21 protein-coding genes are annotated in these 17,396 nt (G+C 52.0%); 12 read left to right on the top strand and 9 right to left on the bottom strand.

The genetic code is table 11. From position 1 onward, the window contains the following. The first annotated feature begins 52 nt into the window (after nucleotides 1-52). The 5 genes from E3E33_RS10980 to E3E33_RS06970 all read left to right on the top strand — a co-directional run bounded on the left by E3E33_RS10980 (nucleotide 53) and on the right by E3E33_RS06970 (nucleotide 4,176). Nucleotides 53-247: a hypothetical protein gene (locus tag E3E33_RS10980; RefSeq protein WP_240912042.1), complete on the top strand. Its 195-nt coding sequence runs from the start codon at nucleotides 53-55 to the stop codon at nucleotides 245-247. Then, nucleotides 244-1,512: an endonuclease/exonuclease/phosphatase family protein gene (locus E3E33_RS06955; protein ID WP_240912043.1), complete on the top strand. Its 1,269-nt coding sequence runs from the start codon at nucleotides 244-246 to the stop codon at nucleotides 1,510-1,512. The genes E3E33_RS10980 and E3E33_RS06955 overlap by 4 nt, the downstream gene beginning before the upstream one ends. Then, complete coding sequence (locus E3E33_RS06960; RefSeq protein ID WP_240912044.1) at nucleotides 1,451-2,554, top strand: M48 family metalloprotease; 1,104 nt, start codon at nucleotides 1,451-1,453, stop codon at nucleotides 2,552-2,554. The genes E3E33_RS06955 and E3E33_RS06960 overlap by 62 nt, the downstream gene beginning before the upstream one ends. A 187-nt stretch (nucleotides 2,555-2,741) precedes the next feature. Next, complete coding sequence (locus tag E3E33_RS06965; protein WP_167711355.1) at nucleotides 2,742-3,596, top strand: hypothetical protein; 855 nt, start codon at nucleotides 2,742-2,744, stop codon at nucleotides 3,594-3,596. Nucleotides 3,597-3,633: 37 nt separating this feature from the next. Then, entirely contained in the window at nucleotides 3,634-4,176 is a 543-nt protein-coding gene (locus E3E33_RS06970; RefSeq protein ID WP_167711354.1) for an RNA 2'-phosphotransferase, read from the top strand. Here E3E33_RS06970 and E3E33_RS06975 read toward each other — a convergent pair. From E3E33_RS06975 to E3E33_RS06995, 5 genes are all read right to left on the bottom strand, one after another. Next, nucleotides 4,160-5,398: an MFS transporter gene (locus tag E3E33_RS06975; RefSeq protein ID WP_167711353.1), complete on the bottom strand. Its 1,239-nt coding sequence runs from the start codon at nucleotides 5,396-5,398 to the stop codon at nucleotides 4,160-4,162. The genes E3E33_RS06970 and E3E33_RS06975 overlap by 17 nt on opposite strands. Before the next feature lie 173 nt (nucleotides 5,399-5,571). Further along, a complete protein-coding gene (locus E3E33_RS06980) occupies nucleotides 5,572-6,633 on the bottom strand; it encodes a galactokinase (RefSeq protein WP_167711352.1) in 1,062 nt (353 codons plus the stop codon). A 63-nt stretch (nucleotides 6,634-6,696) separates the two neighbouring features. Next, nucleotides 6,697-7,857, bottom strand: a complete 1,161-nt coding sequence (locus E3E33_RS06985; RefSeq protein WP_167711351.1) for an FAD-binding oxidoreductase — start codon at nucleotides 7,855-7,857, stop codon at nucleotides 6,697-6,699. 6 nt (nucleotides 7,858-7,863) lie between these two features. Beyond that, on the bottom strand, nucleotides 7,864-9,348 hold the full coding sequence (locus E3E33_RS06990) for an FAD-dependent oxidoreductase (RefSeq protein WP_167711350.1): 1,485 nt from the start codon (nucleotides 9,346-9,348) through the stop codon (nucleotides 7,864-7,866). Nucleotides 9,349-9,566: 218 nt separating this feature from the next. Then, entirely contained in the window at nucleotides 9,567-10,733 is a 1,167-nt protein-coding gene (locus E3E33_RS06995; protein ID WP_012572243.1) for a GTP-binding protein, read from the bottom strand. Between the two features lie 118 nt (nucleotides 10,734-10,851). On the opposite strand from E3E33_RS06995, the gene E3E33_RS07000 reads away from it, so the two are divergent. From E3E33_RS07000 to E3E33_RS07025, 6 genes are all read left to right on the top strand, one after another. After that, the gene (locus E3E33_RS07000; protein WP_167711395.1) at nucleotides 10,852-11,304 is read left to right on the top strand and encodes an Lrp/AsnC family transcriptional regulator; all 453 of its coding nucleotides are present in this window, start codon (nucleotides 10,852-10,854) and stop codon (nucleotides 11,302-11,304) included. Between the two features lie 76 nt (nucleotides 11,305-11,380). After that, nucleotides 11,381-11,881: a deglycase PfpI gene (gene pfpI / locus E3E33_RS07005; protein ID WP_167711349.1), complete on the top strand. Its 501-nt coding sequence runs from the start codon at nucleotides 11,381-11,383 to the stop codon at nucleotides 11,879-11,881. Nucleotides 11,882-11,960: 79 nt separating this feature from the next. Next, nucleotides 11,961-12,686: a hypothetical protein gene (locus E3E33_RS07010; protein ID WP_167711348.1), complete on the top strand. Its 726-nt coding sequence runs from the start codon at nucleotides 11,961-11,963 to the stop codon at nucleotides 12,684-12,686. Between the two features lie 44 nt (nucleotides 12,687-12,730). Then, nucleotides 12,731-13,156 (top strand): PspC domain-containing protein, encoded by a 426-nt coding sequence (locus E3E33_RS07015; RefSeq protein ID WP_238516382.1) that lies wholly within the window; start codon nucleotides 12,731-12,733, stop codon nucleotides 13,154-13,156. Between the two features lies 1 nt (nucleotide 13,157). Continuing rightward, nucleotides 13,158-13,385 carry a hypothetical protein gene (locus E3E33_RS07020; protein ID WP_012572248.1) on the top strand — a complete coding sequence of 76 codons (228 nt, stop codon included), beginning with the start codon at nucleotides 13,158-13,160 and terminating at the stop codon, nucleotides 13,383-13,385. Further along, the gene (locus tag E3E33_RS07025; RefSeq protein WP_167711347.1) at nucleotides 13,386-14,282 is read left to right on the top strand and encodes a triphosphoribosyl-dephospho-CoA synthase; all 897 of its coding nucleotides are present in this window, start codon (nucleotides 13,386-13,388) and stop codon (nucleotides 14,280-14,282) included. Here E3E33_RS07025 and E3E33_RS07030 read toward each other — a convergent pair. Genes E3E33_RS07030 through E3E33_RS07040 form a run of 3 tightly spaced genes read right to left on the bottom strand, consistent with a single transcriptional unit; the run spans nucleotide 14,266 to nucleotide 15,680 of the window. Continuing rightward, on the bottom strand, nucleotides 14,266-14,547 hold the full coding sequence (locus E3E33_RS07030; RefSeq protein WP_012572250.1) for a family 4A encapsulin nanocompartment shell protein: 282 nt from the start codon (nucleotides 14,545-14,547) through the stop codon (nucleotides 14,266-14,268). The genes E3E33_RS07025 and E3E33_RS07030 overlap by 17 nt on opposite strands. A gap of 43 nt (nucleotides 14,548-14,590) precedes the next feature. Then, on the bottom strand, nucleotides 14,591-15,232 hold the full coding sequence (gene snatA, locus E3E33_RS07035) for a neutral amino acid NAAT transporter SnatA (protein WP_012572251.1): 642 nt from the start codon (nucleotides 15,230-15,232) through the stop codon (nucleotides 14,591-14,593). Nucleotides 15,233-15,272: 40 nt separating this feature from the next. Further along, nucleotides 15,273-15,680, bottom strand: a complete 408-nt coding sequence (locus E3E33_RS07040) for an OsmC family protein (RefSeq protein WP_167711346.1) — start codon at nucleotides 15,678-15,680, stop codon at nucleotides 15,273-15,275. Nucleotides 15,681-15,738: 58 nt separating this feature from the next. On the opposite strand from E3E33_RS07040, the gene E3E33_RS07045 reads away from it, so the two are divergent. Beyond that, nucleotides 15,739-16,581, top strand: coding sequence for a radical SAM protein (locus E3E33_RS07045; RefSeq protein ID WP_167711345.1), 843 nt, complete (start codon nucleotides 15,739-15,741; stop codon nucleotides 16,579-16,581). Here the strand turns inward: E3E33_RS07045 and E3E33_RS07050 are convergent. Next, nucleotides 16,508-17,341, bottom strand: a complete 834-nt coding sequence (locus tag E3E33_RS07050) for a gamma-glutamyl-gamma-aminobutyrate hydrolase family protein (protein ID WP_167711344.1) — start codon at nucleotides 17,339-17,341, stop codon at nucleotides 16,508-16,510. The genes E3E33_RS07045 and E3E33_RS07050 overlap by 74 nt on opposite strands. Between the last annotated feature and the right edge of the window lie 55 nt (nucleotides 17,342-17,396).

The following is a 17,396-nucleotide window of genomic DNA, read 5'->3' on the forward strand; positions in this document are numbered from 1 at the left end:
TTCACATTTTAGCAAACTTTAAGTCCATTCTGGCAAACTTGGGTTTTAGATGATGCTAGTGAAGGTTAGCGATAGGAATAAGATACTGCTTGGAATCGGGACCGGAGTGCTGCTGGCGTCGAGCCTGAGGATCTTCGTTGCCGGCGCTTATTCCAGCCTTGAGAAGACGTTCTTCTACGGCGTGAACTTCCCATCGGGACTTGATATAATACTCCTCATACTCGCCTCCATCTCGTTGGCAAAATGAGCAGAAAAGCTGGAGCGGCCCTAATGGCGGCCTACGCGGTGGCTTCCCTTGCCTTTGCATCAGCCATAGCTCTCGTCGAGAGCGCTAAGGGCAGCAGGGGTGGGGTAATCGGCGCCGCTTACCTCTTCCTCGTGGCAACTTTGGCTTTGGGTGCCTACGTCGGCATGGACATCGGTTTGGCGTTCATGGATGACAACCTTGAAGCCCTAATTCTAGCCGCTTCCGTGATCTACGCCCTCGCGAGCTACGGTGGAAGTACCGAGGTTAGGCTTCCAAACGCGAAAGAAATAGTGGGCCCGCTTCTCGGCCTCGCAGTGGTTTCGGTAATAGTTCTCGCCCTCTTCAACGTGGGCCCAACTTACGTTGAAGCCAAGAAGGAAGTCCTCATCTGGAGCTACAACGTCCACCAGGGCTTCGGGCCTTACCAGGGGACGTTCAACGGCTACGAGCTGATTAATCTCCTGAAGGAGCAGAAACCCGATATCTGGGCGGCTCAGGAGGTCGTCGGTGGAATGATCGGCAACGGCTACCAGGATATCCCTCTGATGATCTCCGCATACCTCGGCTACGCCTATGAGTACAAACCGGCCGTTGAAGGAACCCACGGCATAGCGGTCTTCTCGCACTGGCACATGAAGACGGAGAGTGAACTCAACCCCGAGAGCCTCGGACAGGCGAGGTCAGCCCAGAAGGTAACCATCGATGAGCTCGAATTAACCCTCGTCAACGTGCACATGGGGCTGAACGAGACAGAGAGAGCAATGCAGGCGGGAGAGCTCCTCAAGTTCGCGGAGAGCGAGCCGGTAGCCCATATAATAGCAGGCGACACTAACGTCGAACCGGACGAGGAGGCGATAGCAATACTTACGCGCAACTACTATAACTCCTTTGAGAAGAGGCCGCCATACACTTTCAAACTGGGGCAACATCGACATCGAAAACATCGACCACATCCTGCTCAAGAAGGACTGGCCGGCAAAGGTCAAAGACTACGGATGCCTCTGCGATGTGGAAGTTTCCGACCACAGGCCGATATGGGCCGTCATCGAGCTACCGTGAGGTTTTTACTCTTCCAACCTTTTTTGAAAATTGAACCACAACTCTTAAATTCCAAACCAGACGTATCTCCGCCCGGTGAAAAATATGAAAGAGATTTCATTGGTTCTGGTGTCCATTGCAACCGTTATTATTCCTCCCCTCGTCATGAGACACTGGGGCCGCAAAATCCTGAGAGAAGAGCTACCAAAGAAAGAGAAAAACTATAATCTGCTGAAGGCTGAGGTGGTCTGCATTTTCGGGGCCTTCATACTCTACTTGCCTGCGATGATAGCCCTCGGAGCCCTTGACTGGGCCTCTGACATAGTGGATAATCTCCCCCTACCCGAAATATTCAAGGTGTTTGCATTTGCAGCAATCCTGATCTTCCCGCTTCTGCTGTCAATCTTCCTCATCATCTACGAGACCGTCAAAGTAGGGGTGAATATTACAGAGGAAAAGATTGAAAATCCAAAAAAGGAGGTTCTGAAAGTTCTCGCACTTATTCTTGGTCCAACAGTTGGCTTTGCCTTTATCTGGCTGCTGCTGATACTCTACCTGCCAGAGAGTTTGACCTCAAAGTGGTGGTTTGACCTGCTCATGTACTCAACCCTAATACTCGCTTTCTTTGCGCTCTTTCCACTCATCCTCATTAGAGTTGGGACAAAGAGCGAGCTCGACCCCGAGCTTAAGGCCGAGCTCATGAGGTTCTGTGAGGAGCAGGGAGTTAAAGTCAGGGGCATCATCGTTAAAGGAAAGCCCGGTCAAAAGCTCGCAAACGCCATGGTTACGGGTATAATCCCCCGCTACCGCTACGTTGTTTTAACCCACTATCTGGTTGATAACTTCGAAGAGGACGAGATTAAAGCGGTCTTAGCCCATGAGATTGGGCACATAAAAGGAAAGCACCTCTGGATAAACGCGGCTTTGAGCATCGGTTGGTTCATCTTCTGGATAGGACTCATCTACATCCTCCACAAATTCAACGTTCAGCTGTTCTCATCGCCGTGGGTTTTCTTCGGCGTTTTCTTCTTTGCCTTCTACTTCTGGCTCTTTGTTATTGAATCAAGAATAGCCATAAGGAACGAGTTCAAGGCAGATGAGTTCGCGGCGAATGTCGTGGGGCTTGAGCCAACTCTAATGGCACTTAAAAAGCTGGCTGAGCTCAACTTGCTGCCGGAAAAAACAGGGAAATGGTTTAACCTGTTGAACAGACACCCTTCGATTGAAAAGAGGATAGAGCATTTAAAAGAACTGGAGGGTCGGAGATGAAATTGCTTCAGTTTGTTAAAGATGACCCTGGAAGGACGGTGATTATCTGCGGGCTTTTCTTAATGGTTCTGGGACTCCTCTTTCGTGACGGCAGTGCGCTATCTCTGAGCGTGATGTTTCTTTCGACTGGTTTAATCCTTCAGCGGAGGGGACGGCATTGAAACAAATTAAAAAGGAGGCATGAATAATGAAAAAGCTCAGCATCCTGTTGCTGGTCGTTTTTCTGGTCGGAATTGGTGCTGGATGTATATGGGAGAACACGGGGACATCCACTACGCCCGCGGCAACGTCAAACACATCATCCCCAAAAGTAGTCCTCCAGCCCAAGCACTACCCGACGGAGGAGCTCCTCAAAAACATGAGGAGTATAAAGCAGTTCACCTACCTCGAAAACACAAGCATGATACTTCACGTCAGGATCTCTCAGGGGAACGTTACCCGGGATGAAGGCAACGTTACTGTGATTTACAAACGGAAGGGCTATATCGATCTTGATAGCAAGGAAGCCGACGTCAACACTACGACCAGGACATTTCCGGGAGGGGCCGCCGTTTTCTCGCGCCAGATTATAAAGGACGACGAAATCTATGTCTTTTCAAGCGGAACATGGCAGAAGATGACGAACGAGACCCTCGGAATTGATCCGGAGACCATTTTAAACCTCACCTGGGAATACAACATCGTGAGCTTCGTGGCAAAGTATCTACAGGAAGAACCATCCAACACAACCATCGAAAACGATACGCAGCTGCTTTACTATCAGATAACAAAGGAAGACCTCGATGCCATGACTAAGCTGTTCATAGGCTCCAATGCGAACATGACGTTCAACGTTACCAACGGCATCCTTGAGGTCAGGTTCAGGGATGGCGTTCTTGTCGGAGGCAGAATAGCCTATCAAATGGAGATCCGTATCTGGGGCAAGGACATCTACGGTCAGGAATTTGAAGTATATGAAAAAGGCCACGTCTACGATGAGTTCGTTGTTAGGGACATAAACGTCAAGAAGCCCGTCAAAAAGCCCGTTTCTTACCGTGCGTAAGGGAAAGCTTTTTGGAGCTTCTTTCCAACTTTTCACGATGTTTCCGGGCAGAAGAAAAGTCAGCAAGCTAATGGCCTACATCCTGCGGCACTCGCCGGAAGAGTTCGGACTGAGGCCTGACGTGGAGGGCTTCGTGCCCCTTTCCGAGCTCGTCGAGGCCCTAAAAACTGTCTATCCAGACGTTACGGAGGAGTTCGTACGCGAAGTAGTCGCCCGCGATGCGAAGGGCCGCTACGAGATTCAAGGAGACAGAATACGCGCCCGCTACGGCCACAGCTTTCCGGTGAGTCTAAACCACGAAGAAGACACCGAGAGCCGCTTCCTCTACCACGGCACGCCGAGGAGGAACCTCGAGAGCATTCTCCGCGAGGGGTTGAAGCCCATGAGGAGGCAGTTCGTCCACCTAAGCACGAGCAAAAGCGAGGCAATCAAAACCGGCAGGCGGCACGGGCGGGACGTGGTTCTTCTGGTAATAGACGCCGAATGCCTCCGAAAGAAAGGCCTGAAGGTTTACAAAGCCGGGAAGAACGTCAGGATAGTCGAGAAAGTCCCACCGGAGTGCATCACTCTGGCAGTCTAAGCGCGAAGAGGAAAGCTACTCCGAGAGGCACGAGCGTGCTTGTGAAGTTCAGCTCAAAGCTTATGGCGGAGAGATAGCCTCCGAGTAATGGACCTACGACCCAGCCGAGGCTCATCATAGCGTTGAGCAGGCCCATAGCCTGACCCCTCTCCGTCGCCCTGACCTTCGTGGCAACATAGGTCGAGGAGGCGTTTAGGGTCAGTGACCACTTGACGCCCGAAAGGAGGGCCACGACGATCATCAGGTAGAGATTCTTCGCGAAAGCGTAGCCTAGGAAAGCGATGGCGTAGCCGGCTATCGCCAGCAGGTAGAATTTCTTGGCGCCGTAGCGGTCAATCAGCTTCCCGAGGTAGTATCCGCTCACCGCCGCCGCTAAAGAGTCTATTCCAAAAAGTATCCCGACCCACTCGCTCCCAAAGACCTCCTCAAAGTAAACCGAGACCACTGAATAGACCTGACCGGAAGCTATCATTACGAGCAGAACTGTAAAGTAGAAAAGGCCCAGATGGCCCCTCATGAGCCGCTTGAATGCCGCACCCTGGAAGGTTGCCTTCTCGCTTTCCCGCCCTTCCTGGACGAGTATAAGCTTTCTTGGAGCCCTTTTCGGCCTCGGCCTCTCCCTGAGGAGGAGAACTATCGCAGAGGAAAGGACGAGGAGAGCCCCTGCTATGAGGAAGATTCCCCTAATTCCAATGTATTTTATGAGGAAGCCGCCGATGAAGTTGCCCAGCATGTAGCCCGCGTTCTCAATCGAACCGAAGAGCCCGTAGGCTGAACCCACACGGGTCGAGAGCTCCGCTATCAGCGCCGAATGGGCAGGCATAATGGCTGAGCCGAGTGCCCCCTGAAACGTCCTCAGGGTAAGCAGGGCTAACGGAGTTGAAACGACCGCCATGAGGGCATAGAAGGTCCCCGTAGAGAACAGGCCGAAGGATATGAAGGCCTTCCTGTTCCTAGTCCTATCGGAGAGATAGCCAAAGGGATACTGGAAGACTGTCGAGGTCAGGTTGAAGGCGACGCTTAAAAGCCCGACCATCAGCATGCCGCCGCCGAGGAGCTTCATGTAGACGCTGAGATATGGAAACGCCATGCCAAAGGCCGCGTTGGCGATGAACATACTCACCGCTAGCAGGACCACGTTCCTGCGCTTGATCCTTATTCTGCGAATCTTCCCTGCCTTCTCGCGCCTCCCTTGCGTTACGACGAGCTCCCTTCTGCTCATCGCTCGCGCCTATGGGAAGCCTCTTATAAAACTTCCTCCAAGGTGATTTTAGGCTGAGGATTTATTATGGCGCTGAAGCATCTCGATGGTTCTCTCTTCAGAACACGACCTTTGAGAGAACTTGGGAAAAGTGCCAATGTTTATGGAGAGATAAAAGATACAAGAGAGACACCCTAAACCCTCCTCACAGCAACACCATCGGTCGGGAGGACAAGATAGTAGTCGGCCTCCCAGTTGAAGGTACGCTGGTACTCCTCTAAGACTGTCCTAGCAATGCTCAGTGCCCTGTCACTATCGACTATCGCTATGGCCGAACCGCCGAAACCTGTTCCCGTGAGCTTCGCGCCGTAGGCGCCGAGCTGGAGGGATCTACGAACGAAGAAGTCCAACTCTTCACAGCTTACATCATAGCTCCTCGCAAGATCCCAGTGAGAAGCTGTGATAAGCTCTCCCAATGTGTCTACATCCCCCTCCCTGAGTGCATCTCTTGCCTCTAGAACGCGCCGGTTTTCTCTAACGATGTAGCCAAAGAGGCGCCTGTAGAGGGAGGGGATGTTTCTCAGCTCTGCCTCCTCAACCTCCTTGGAAGTTCTCTTACCGAGAAGCCCTAAGGTTTCTTCTGCAACCTTCCTACGCTCCGCGTAGGCTGAGTTGGCCAGCTCCCTCTTGACACCGGTATAGAAGACGATCGCCTGAATGTCCCTCGGGAATTTTATGTATTCGTGCCTCAGCGTATCAGTATCAAGGAAAATGACGTGCCCCCTCTTTCCATGGGTCATGGTGAACTGGTCGAGTATTCCACAGGGGACACCCACAAACTCGTTTTCGGCCTTCTGAGCCAGGAGGGCCATTTCTATGGGGAGTAATCTCAGTTTATATGCCTCGTTGAGAAACGCCAGAACGGCAAGCTCAAGACTCGCTGAAGAACCCAAACCCGAGCCTATAGGCAGGTCTCCATTCAGAATTCCCTTCATGCCGCCTACTTCATGCCCTTCTTCCCGGAGAACCCAGAAGATTCCCTTTATGTAGTCCGCCCAGTCCCCACTCCTTCTGATGTCATCGAGCGAGAACTCCTTGACCTCACGGAATATCTGCGAGTAAACCCAGATCTGCTCGTCCTCCCTGGCATGCAGAACCGTGTGGATGTTTATTGCCATCGGCATGGCGTAGCCAAGGGCGTAGTCAGTGTGCTCACCGATAAGATTCACCCGACCGGGAGAATCAACGCGATACATGATTTCACCCACGAAAATTCGGCGAGAAGATATTTAAGGATAGCGAAGGAAAAAGAAAGGACTTCACCCCATCTGGAGGGCTTGGCCCCTGAGCTCACCACGCTCAAATCTGTATGGGTCATACCACTCGACTGGAAGGCTCGTTCTACCCTTGGTTATCAAATCGGCGACCATCTCCGCAACGGCCGGGGCCATCATGAAGCCGTGGCCGGAAAAGCCGGCGGCAATGTAGTAGTCGTTCAGCTCCCCGATTTTTCCTATGGCAGGGTTGCTATCAGGCGTTTTAGCATAGTAGCCCGCCCATGTTCTGAGTATAAGAAGCTCCCTCAGGGCCGGGATTATCCTGGTGAAGTAGTAGCTCACCTCGCGCATGAACTCATAGGTCGGATTGAGGTCGTAGGTCGGCCCCAGCTCGTAGCCGACGCCTCCAACAACGCCGCCGTGGCTGGTCTGGGTCAGATAAGCGTGGCCGTACTTGAAGGAAATGACCATCGGCTTTATCGCGCCCTTCCTTATTGGCTGCGTTATCACCGCCTGATGTTTGTAAGGCTCTATCGGAATAGGAGTCTTTATTCCGGCCATTGCGTTGATTAGCTTGGCCCACGCGTTGGTGGCGTTAACGACGATGCCCGTCTTGATAACTCCCCTGTTGGTCTTGAGACCCTTTATCTCACCGTTCTCGATGATAAAATCCTTGGCCTCCGTGTACTCAACCAGCTTAGCCCCAAAGCGCTCGGCGTTGAGGGCGAATGCAGCGGTCGAGTAGAAGGGATCGGCCTTTCCATCAGTGGGGTTCCACGATGCCGCTATGACCTCACTTATGTCAAGGAGCGGGACTATCTCCTTCGCCTCTTCTGGAGTTATGAGCCTCGTCGGGACGCCGAAGCGGTTCTGGATGGCTATGTTCCTCTTGAACTCCTCGACCTCATCATCGTCGTAGAGCAAGAATAGATAACCTGTCTGCTCGAAGGAGAAGCCGTACTCTTCACTATAGTGCTTCCAGAGCTCGACGGAGCGCTTCATGACCTGAACGTTGGCCTCGTCGTTGAACTGCTGCCTTATGCCAGTTCCACAACGGAAGGTCGAGCCTGAGCCTACGAAGCGCTTCTCTATGACGGTGACCTCCTCACCGCGTTTAGCTAGCTCGTGGGCAAGGGTCACACCTATTATTCCCCCGCCGATGATAACGATTTCGCTTCTTTCGGGAAGTTCTTTCGTCGGCATAAGCCATCATCCCCCAGCGGCGGTAACCTTCATCTTCACGTTCTTGAGCGGCGGTCTCGCTACCGGCAGGTCAATTTTCGCCATGTCTAGGTTGGCCCTCTGGGAAACCACCACCGCGCCGTTAAAGAGGCAGAAGCGACCTTGGCAGAAGCCCATGGCCAGGTGGGTGAGACGCTTGATTATTTGAAGGTCTGTTATACCACTTCTCACCACATCGTCGACCTTCTTCAGCGAGACGTCGCAGCCACATATCTGGACGTCCTCCAGACTAAAGGCGTCGAACTCTATCTTGTGGATGGTGATAGCCTCAGGCTCGTACTCCCTCAGCTTCTTCTCATAAACACACGGCTGGGCTTCGTAGCCGAACTCTCCAAGGATGTATGCCCCAACGAGTCTGCCTTCAAGGTAGTTGGCATAGTGGGGCTTTATGCTGACGGCGCTTCCAGCGACGTAGATGCCGTCCCTTATTCTGTGCTGGGAGTCGAGAACTGGCATGTAGTAGCCTCTCTTGAAGCGAAGCTTTCCGCCGGCCTGGGTTATCGGGTTTATGTCCGGCCTTCTGCCATCAGAAACTATCACAGCGTCAACCTCGTAAACGTTGCCGTTCATATCTATCAGCTTTTCAACCTTTTCCGTTCCTTCAACGCGCTTCGGGTTTGGGACGACGATGTACTCGATACCCCATCTCTCAAGCTCAGGAACGATGTCCTCCGGCCTGCTCCCGACGACTGCGACTTTTTTGCCGGGAGCGACACCCCAGACGTTCATGACCTCAAGGGCAAAGTCGCGCCTGAAAACGCCCGGAATGTCGTTGTTCTCAAAGAGGAGAATATTGTCAACTGCTCCAACGGCCAAAACAACGCGTCTCGCCATGAGTTCTATAAGCTGATCTCCCTTAACGATGGGAACCAGGAAGTACTCCCCCTTGTCGAAGATTCCCAACGCTATCGTTTTCCTGAAAACGCGAACGTTGTCGTTGAACTGGGCAACGAGTGACTTTATAACCTCCTTTGGTTCACCATCAAAACCTTCCTGTGGGAGGCCCTTGAGCCACATGTCTCCGCCGAGCCAGCCGCGCTCCTCAATGAGGGCGACCGTCAGATGCTCCTGAAGCTCAAGTGCTGCCCCTATTCCGGCGGGGCCAGCACCTATAACGGCCACATCCACGACCTGTCTCGTTACGGGTTTGCTCTCATCTACTTCAACAGTCTCCTGAAAATCACCGTAGTTCTGACGCTCTATCCTCATGCCATCCTTTACAACCGTTTTTCTGCCGTTGATGTTCTTCACGCCGTTGACGACCATCGGAACGGGGCCGAACGTAAAGGCCCCTCTCTTTCTACCCTCGGTGCTCGTGGTGAGCCAGTAGATGCCGTTAGCCAGAAGGGCAACAGTGAGCTTTTCACCCTCATAGGCCTCGAGGGATTTCCCCTCAAAGTAAATCGTGATTCTCTTAGAAGGGTCTTTTTCCGTCAGGTCGAGCGGTCTCATGCTCCCACCTCTGGATTTTCTAAAAGCAGGCGTTCTAAGATGATCACCAATGCTTATAAACGTTAGGCTGACCAAAAATGGTTTACAACATTTGGTTAAATTACACCGGAATCCGCCGATGGGAGCAATTATCCTCCACCCGCCTCAGACCATTAAAAACATCCCGATGACTAAAGGAATGACATATAAACAACACACAAGAAAGAAACGAGCTAACATTATCGTGCGTGAATCTCCACTATGTCCCCATCCTCCAGCACGTGGTCGGCCCCAACCCTCTGGCCCGGGAACTTGACGCTCTTACCCCAGACACGGGCATATCGGAAGTTCTTGGCAAAGTCCTTGTGAATTCTTTCCGCCAGATCCATGACCGTTGAGCCCTTCTTGAGCGGCACCGGGGGATAGGCCGGCTCTTCCCCGGGACTCTTCGTGAAGACCCTTATTATTCCAGCCAGCTCGTACAGCTCGTCCTTGAGCTTGTCGAGGTTTATCTTCCTCCTCGCGGAGATTGGGATGATTTTGAATCTGTCTCCGTAAGCCTGGACGAGCCTCTCGTAGTTCTCTTTGCTTCCAGGGGCGTCGCCCTTGTTAGCAATGATTATAGCCCTCCTCCAGACGAGGCTCTCGTCTAAAGCGTCGGCGAACTCCTCCAGAGTCACGGGCTCCTTAACGGTTATCTCAGCTGAGTGAATCCTCTCCTCGCGGAGCATCTTCATGACTTCACTTATGTCGCCCTTTATGTTCTCCTGACCGTTGATGATTATTCCACCGCTCGCTGTCCTCTTTATCTCGACCCTTGGACGGCGCTTGTTGAGCTTTATTCCCGCCCTCTCGAACTCCCTCAGGAGGATTTCCATCTGCTTTACGGGATCCTGAGAGAGGTCAACGACGATGGCTATAGCATCGGCGTTCCTTATAACACTCAGGAGCTGGGGTCCCATGCCCTTTCCGAGGGCGGCACCCTCGACGAGGCCGGGCACCTCAACGAGCTGTATCTGAACATCCTTGTGATGCATCATTCCAGGGATAGGTTCGACTGTTGTGAAGGCATAATCAGCCACGTCGATATCAACGTTTGTCAGCGCCTTCATGAGGGAGGACTTTCCTACATTCGGAAGGCCAGCCAAGACTATCTGAGCAGCACCCTCCTTCCTCACGCTGAAGGAGTAGCCGCCACCCTTCTTCTGAACCTGCCTCTGCTTTTCAAGCTCCTTCCTCAGCTCAGCCAGCTTTCGCTTTATCTGGAGCCTGAGCTTCTCCGTTCCCTTGTGCTTGGGAACGGTGGAGTACATTTTCTCGAGGGCCCGAATCTTCTCTGGAATCGTCTTGGCGTTCCGGTATTCCTCCTCAGCTGCTAGGTACTCCGCTGTTACGTTGGTTGGCATGGCTGACCCTCCAGAAGCCTCTGGATTAAAGAGCGGATGGCGTTTTATAAAAGTATGGTTCTCTAAAATCGCCAAGTTTATATAATCATCCGAAAATTTTTTAGGGGTGGTGATGCTCATGCGAATGGGTTTGGACGAAATAGACAAAAAGATTCTCGCCATACTCCAAAAGAACAGCAGAACGCCCCTGCGGGAGATCTCCAAGGAGGTCAATCTGGCCGAATCGACCGTTTACGAGAGGATAAAGAAGCTGAAAGAGAAAGGCATCATAAAGAAATTCACCGTCATTCTCGACCCCGATTCTCTCGGCTTCAGGATTCTCGCGTTTATACTCATAAAGTCCAAGGCCGGCAAGTATTCCCACGTCGCCCAGGAGCTTACGCAGTACCCGGAGATAGTCGAAATCTATGAAACCACCGGCGACTACGACATGCTCGTGAAGATAAGGACAAGTGGAAGCGAGGAGCTCAACGAGTTCCTCGACACCATCGGTGAAATCGAGGGCGTTGAGGCGACCCATACCATGGTCGTGCTCAAGGTCCACAAAGAGACGACGGAACTTCCGCTATAATGCCCGTTTTTGTCCACAAAAGCTTATAAGTGTCCCATTTCTATTTCTCTCTGAGCGTTAATATGGGGGTGTTCCTATGAAGGTACTGTTTCTGAGCGCGGATGGTTTCGAGGATCTGGAGCTGATATACCCGCTCCATAGGATAAAAGAGGAAGGCCACGAGGTTTATGTCGCCAGCTTTCAGAGGGGCAAGATAACCGGAAAGCACGGGTACAGTGTTAACGTTGATCTGACTTTTGAGGAGGTTGACCCCAACGAGTTCGATGCCCTCGTTCTTCCAGGTGGGAGGGCCCCGGAGATAGTCAGGCTTAACGAGAAGGCAGTTATGATAACCAGAAGGATGTTCGAGGACGACAAGCCGGTCGCGAGCATATGCCATGGGCCGCAGATACTCATCTCCGCCAAAGTCCTTAAAGGCAGGAGGGGAACCAGCACGATAACCATCAGGGACGACGTGATAAACGCAGGGGCAGAATGGATCGATGCAGAGGTCGTCGTCGACGGCAACTGGGTCAGCTCAAGGCACCCAGGCGACCTGTACGCCTGGATGAGGGAGTTTGTGAAGCTCCTCCACTGAGCTCCAACTTTTCTTGTTAACTTCTCTCCGGCATAAGCCTTATACAGAAAAGTGATGAGATCTTTCACAGGTGTAAGCAATGAAAAGGCAAGGCAGGACTCTCGGTGCACTCCTAGCATTAATCCTCGTGGCAGTTCTTGTGGGTGCGGCGGTGACGTTAGCCTTAGCGCTCCACGGCGACATTGAGATCATCAGAGGTATAATCCCAAAAAAGACCGCCGGAGTACTCGTTGAGTTTGGAAAGTTCAGTGCGTCCTCTCTTGTTGTCAGGGGCACCGTGGGAGATGTATACGTGGTCAAGGCGAACGTGAGCGGCATAGTGGTCAAGAGCAACCTTCCAATAAACGTTAGCTTTGAAAACGGCGTCCTCGAAGTGTACTGCCCGATTAAAGAGGGCATTATCGGCAAAAGGAACATCTGCAACGACTACAAGAACGGCACCGTTGTGGTAGAAGTTGGTGGAGAGCTCGAGTACCTGGGCATAAGAGACGCCGTCGGGGAGTTTCTGGTCTCGGCAGGAGTCAAGAGAATAACCGTAAGGCACGTCGTTGGCGATTTCGACGGCCAGAGCTGGGCGGGGTACACGATCGAGAACTCGGTTGGAGATATAACGCTCCACGCCAGCGATCACGTGAGCATCAACAATGTGGTTGGCGATATCATAGTAATCGTCCCGCCGGACTTTGGTGTGGCCCTAAACGCCGAAGATGTTGTGGGAGACGTTAAGAGCACAACGAGCGGGAACAACGGCACGATAGTCGTTTCGATTTCCAATGTGGTCGGTGATGTGAGCATCAAGGGGTGACTTTTTAAGCCCCTTCCCCTTCTTACAACTGGTGAGGAGAAGTGGTGAAGAAACTGATGCGCTCAAAGGAGAACAGGGTCTTTCTCGGGGTTATTGGAGGGATAGCCGAGCACCTTGAAGTAGACCCGACGCTCCTCAGGATTATCTTTGTTGTCCTGCTGGTATTCAACCCCTTCGCGATGGTTCTGCTCTACTTCCTGCTTGCCCTTGTCCTGCCAGAGGAGGGGGACGAGGAGAAGCCCATCGAGGAGAGGCTCAACGAGCTGGCGGACGAGACTGGAAAGAGGATCAACGAGATCTTCTCAGGGAACGATAATACTAAAGCCCTCGCGGTAATACTGATAGTAATCGGCGCGGCCCTTATAGCAAAGCCCCTCTTCCCATTGATAATCGACCCTGTTGGAGGAACGACGCTCCTCGCCGCTACGCTCCTTGTGATAGGCATAATACTGCTGACGAAGGGTGATTAAGATGAGAACGCTCGGAATAATCTTCGTTTTCCTTGGGTTCGTCCTCCTGCTGAAGCAGTTCAATCCAGCTTTCATAGCCTGGCTCCAGCCCTACGCGGGGGCCATAAAGGATGCCTTCTGGGGCGTTACGCTGATAGCCTTCGGCCTCTACATGCTGACAAAGAGAACCGCGAGGAGGATTGTGCTGATCCTCTACCTCATCTATCTGCTCCTCTATCTGGTGGTCTGAATGGAGCGGTGGAGGATCATAAAGGCCTTCACCCTCGGCCCGCTCATTGAAGCCACTATCCCGAAGCCTGGCAACGTAAACCGCTTTAGGGACTTCGAGGATCTGACCTTTTACCACTTCCTCTTCGCTGAAACTGCCGTTATAGACATCTACTACGAGGCCGTTAAGGTCGGCGAGCTTCTTCGGAAAGGAGCCCTCCTACCGAGTGAGGCAGGAATCGGCGAGCTGATTAGGAGGGCGGTTCAGAACTCGAGGGAAGCACAGAACGCCAATCCCAACTTTGGCATAATAACCCTATCCATTCCGCTGATGATTGCCCTATCAATGGGCAGGAACATGCTCGATGCCAGGGAGAAGGTGAAGCTCCTCATCGAGGAATCCATCGTGAGAGATACCATGGAGCTATACCGTGCGATAAGGATAGCCAACCCGAAAGGCATCCCCAGTGGCGTTAAGTACGATGTCTACAGCGACGATTCCTTCAGGGAGCTCTTCCAGGATGGAATAAACCTAGCAAGGCTCGCTGAGATAAGCTGCGAGAGGGAGCTGATATTCTGCGAGTGGCTTAACCAGTACGAGCTGAGTTACAATACCTTCGCGAGGCTTTACGAGCTCGTCAGGAGGAGACCGCTTGAGGAAGCAGTACAAACGGCTTTTCTGGAGCTTTTGGCGAGCAACCTCGACACGCTCATCATCAGAAAAGCTGGCATAGAAGAGGCAAAGCTCGTCCAGAGAAAGGCGGGGGAAGTCCTGGAAGGTAAGCTTACGCTCGAGGAGTTTGACTCATTTATGAGGGAAAAGAAGGACTTAAGGAACCCCGGAAGCCTGGCAGACGTAATGGCAGTAGCGTTGAGTCTCCTTATCTTAAGGGGCTACCGTTTCACTCCAGAACTCTGAACCGCTTTGCCCCGCCGAGACCAAAGCCCAGAACCTTACTGTCAACAACAACCGCGTCCTTTCCGAGTTCATCGAGGATGCGGAGCTTTAATCCTGAAAGCTCGAGGACTTCCTCCTCACCGCCGAACTCCTCGTTCACCTGCCCTTTTATGAATTCGTAAGCTTCGAAGCCGACGAGAACAACATCGGGCTCGTAGCCGTCGAGCTTTAGCTCGTTGGCCTTCTCCTCAATCAGGCTTAGAACCCTGATCAAATCTCCTCTCATACAACCACCGAAAAAAGTTGGAGAAGGAGCTTAAAAGTCTTCCTCAGAGGCCGAAGGCGCCTTTTATGCCGTTTATTATCATCTGAACGGCCATGGACGTTAGTATGAGACCCATCATCCTCGTCATGACCTTGATTCCGACCCTCCCGAGTTTGGTTTTGATCTTGTTAGCCGAGCACAGGACGAGCCATACCGTGAGACCTATTGCCATTATGCTGGCTATGACCGTCACTTTCTCCGGAAGACTAATGCTCTTGGCGGTGTAAATCATCACCGTCGTTATCGCACCCGGACCGGAGATCAGCGGGATGGCAAGGGGGATTATCGCAACCTCCTCAAGGGTCACCACTTCCTCGTCGAACTCCTCTGTTTCTTCCCGGCTTATCTTGATTGAAGAGAGTCTTCCTGAGAGCATGTCCATGGCCATTCGGAAGAGAAGAATGCCGCCGGCTATGGCGAAGGCATCTATACTAGAGCCGAAGAACCGAAATATCCACTGGCCGATGAGGGCAAAGGTTACGAGCGTTACCACTACCGTTATGGTAGTTTTCCTTGCTATCTCTCTTCTCTCGCTCCATGAAAGGTCGTGAGTGACGCCTAGGAAGACTGGCACCGCTCCAACGGGATTCGTTATCGCAAAGAGGCCACCGTAGAGTATGACAAAGTGCTTGAGGAGCTCTATCACTTTACCACCCTCGGCGGCTGAAAGAAAAGAGGTTAAAAAGCTAACTCTTGATAATCTCGAAAGAGTACGTAAGCTCCGCCCCACTGAGCTTTATGTGGGCCGAGGCGGAGCAGTATTTGTCCTGACTCAGCTCTATCGCGCGTTTGGCTTTCTCCTCACTCACGTCACCGTAAATTTTGTAATGGATGTGAACCTTCTTGTATATTCTCGGGTGCTCCTCCCTTCTTTCACCGCCGATTTCGACTTCCAGGCCCTCAATCGGCTCGCGCATCTTCTGGAGTATCATAACCACATCATAGGCGGTGCAGCCAGCAACGCTCAGAAGGAGAAGCTTCATGGGGCTTATGCCACCCTCACCGAGGATAACGGAGCAGCTATTGTTCTTTATCCTTCCGATGAACTGATAGTCCTTGAACCACTCCACCCGGCCTTTAACTTCGTCCCCCATATTTTTCACCCGTAAAAGTAAACACAATTTCTTTTAAGGCCTTTTCGTAGGCACAAACATGTATATACGGCCCTTTGACCCATGGAAGGCAAAGCTCTGTACATGTCCCTTTAAGTACACGCTGAACGTCTACACCGGCTGCGATCATGCCTGCGTTTACTGCTACATAACGAGCTACATCCCCCATGCCTTTCGTGTGAGGATAAAGGAGGGACTTTTACCGAAGCTTGAGAAAGAACTGAGAAAGTTCAACAGGAGGTACATCATAGCACTCTCCTACTCCTCAGACCCCTATCCAACCATAGAGCGTGAGCTCAGAATAACGAGGAAGGTTCTCGAGCTTTTCAAGAGATACGACGTCCGCTGTTTGCTCCTCACGAAATCGGACGTCTTCGAGCGTGACCTCGATATCCTGAAGGAGATCAAGTGCGCCGTTGGGATAACCGTGACCACCGTAGACGAGAAAAAGGCAAAGCTCCTGGAGCCGAACGCACCCGCACCTAAAGACAGGATTAGAGCCCTCAAAAAGGCTAAGAGTGAGGGAATCCCAGTTTACGCGCGCATAGACCCTATAACCCCGTTTTACACATGGGAGGACTTCGACAAGACCCTTGATGCGCTGAGCTTCGTTGATCACATAACCGTTTCGACGCTCAAGCTGAGGACAGATTCAAAGAGAAGGATGTTTGCGAAGTTTCCGGAGCTCATGGAAAAGCTGTGGCCGCTCTATGAAAAAGGTGAGCGGATAGGAAGATATTACTACCTTCCAAGGGAGCTTAGAATGAAGATCCTTCAAGAGGCGGAGAGAAAAATAACCGAAAAGGGCATTACGTTTGGCTCGTGTCGGGAAGGTTATCGGTCGTATCCGAGCTGCAACGGTTCTCATCTAGTTCCTCTCTGACCTCTGCCTCTATCTCCAGCCTTTCCATCTCCCGCTTTTTGGCACGGTATTCTGCAGCAGCCAGTACAAAAGCCTCGAAAAGCCGCCCCATTTCGGGCAAATGCTCCGCCTGCCACTGGACGCCAATCACAAAGCTCTCCTCTGCCTCAATCGCCTCGATGAGGCCGTCGACGGCGTAGGCAACGGGCTTTATTCCCTCACCAACCCTCTTGATGGCCTGGTGATGGAAGCTGTTGACGCGCAGATAAACCTCGTTGGTGCCCTCTATGCTGAGCTCGTCCTTGAGAATCTCATAGAGCTTCGAGCTCATCTTTATCCTTACTCCGTGAACACGCTGGGTCGGACCGATAATGTTCAGATCCCAGTCATGCTTGATGGCTTTAGGAATCTCCGTTAGATCTTGATACAGAGTTCCACCCAGGGCAACGTTTATAACTTGCATTCCACGTCCGATGCCAAGAATCGGCACACCCTTTTCAATAGCTTTTTTTACGAGGCATATCTCAAATTCGTCCCTTTCAACATCCACATACTTGATGGAACTTGATGGATCCTCACCGTAGAAATGGGGATGAACGTCGGGGCCCTCGATGAGGAGGATTCCGTCGGCGTGCTCCAGAACCTCCTCCGGAGAGGAATCCGCAGTGAAAACCGCAGGAATGCCCCCGGCCTTAATCACCTTCTCCAAGTGCATTTTATCGAGAAAAATGCGATTTCTGGAATGGTCTACCTGACCGATTATACCTATCAGAGGCTTCATAGCGACCACCTAGAAAGAAGTTGAGGAAGGAAGTATAAAAAGGTTTACGGAAAAG

The organism is Thermococcus sp. GR5 (assembly GCF_012027535.1).
Lineage (GTDB): Archaea > Methanobacteriota_B > Thermococci > Thermococcales > Thermococcaceae > Thermococcus > Thermococcus onnurineus.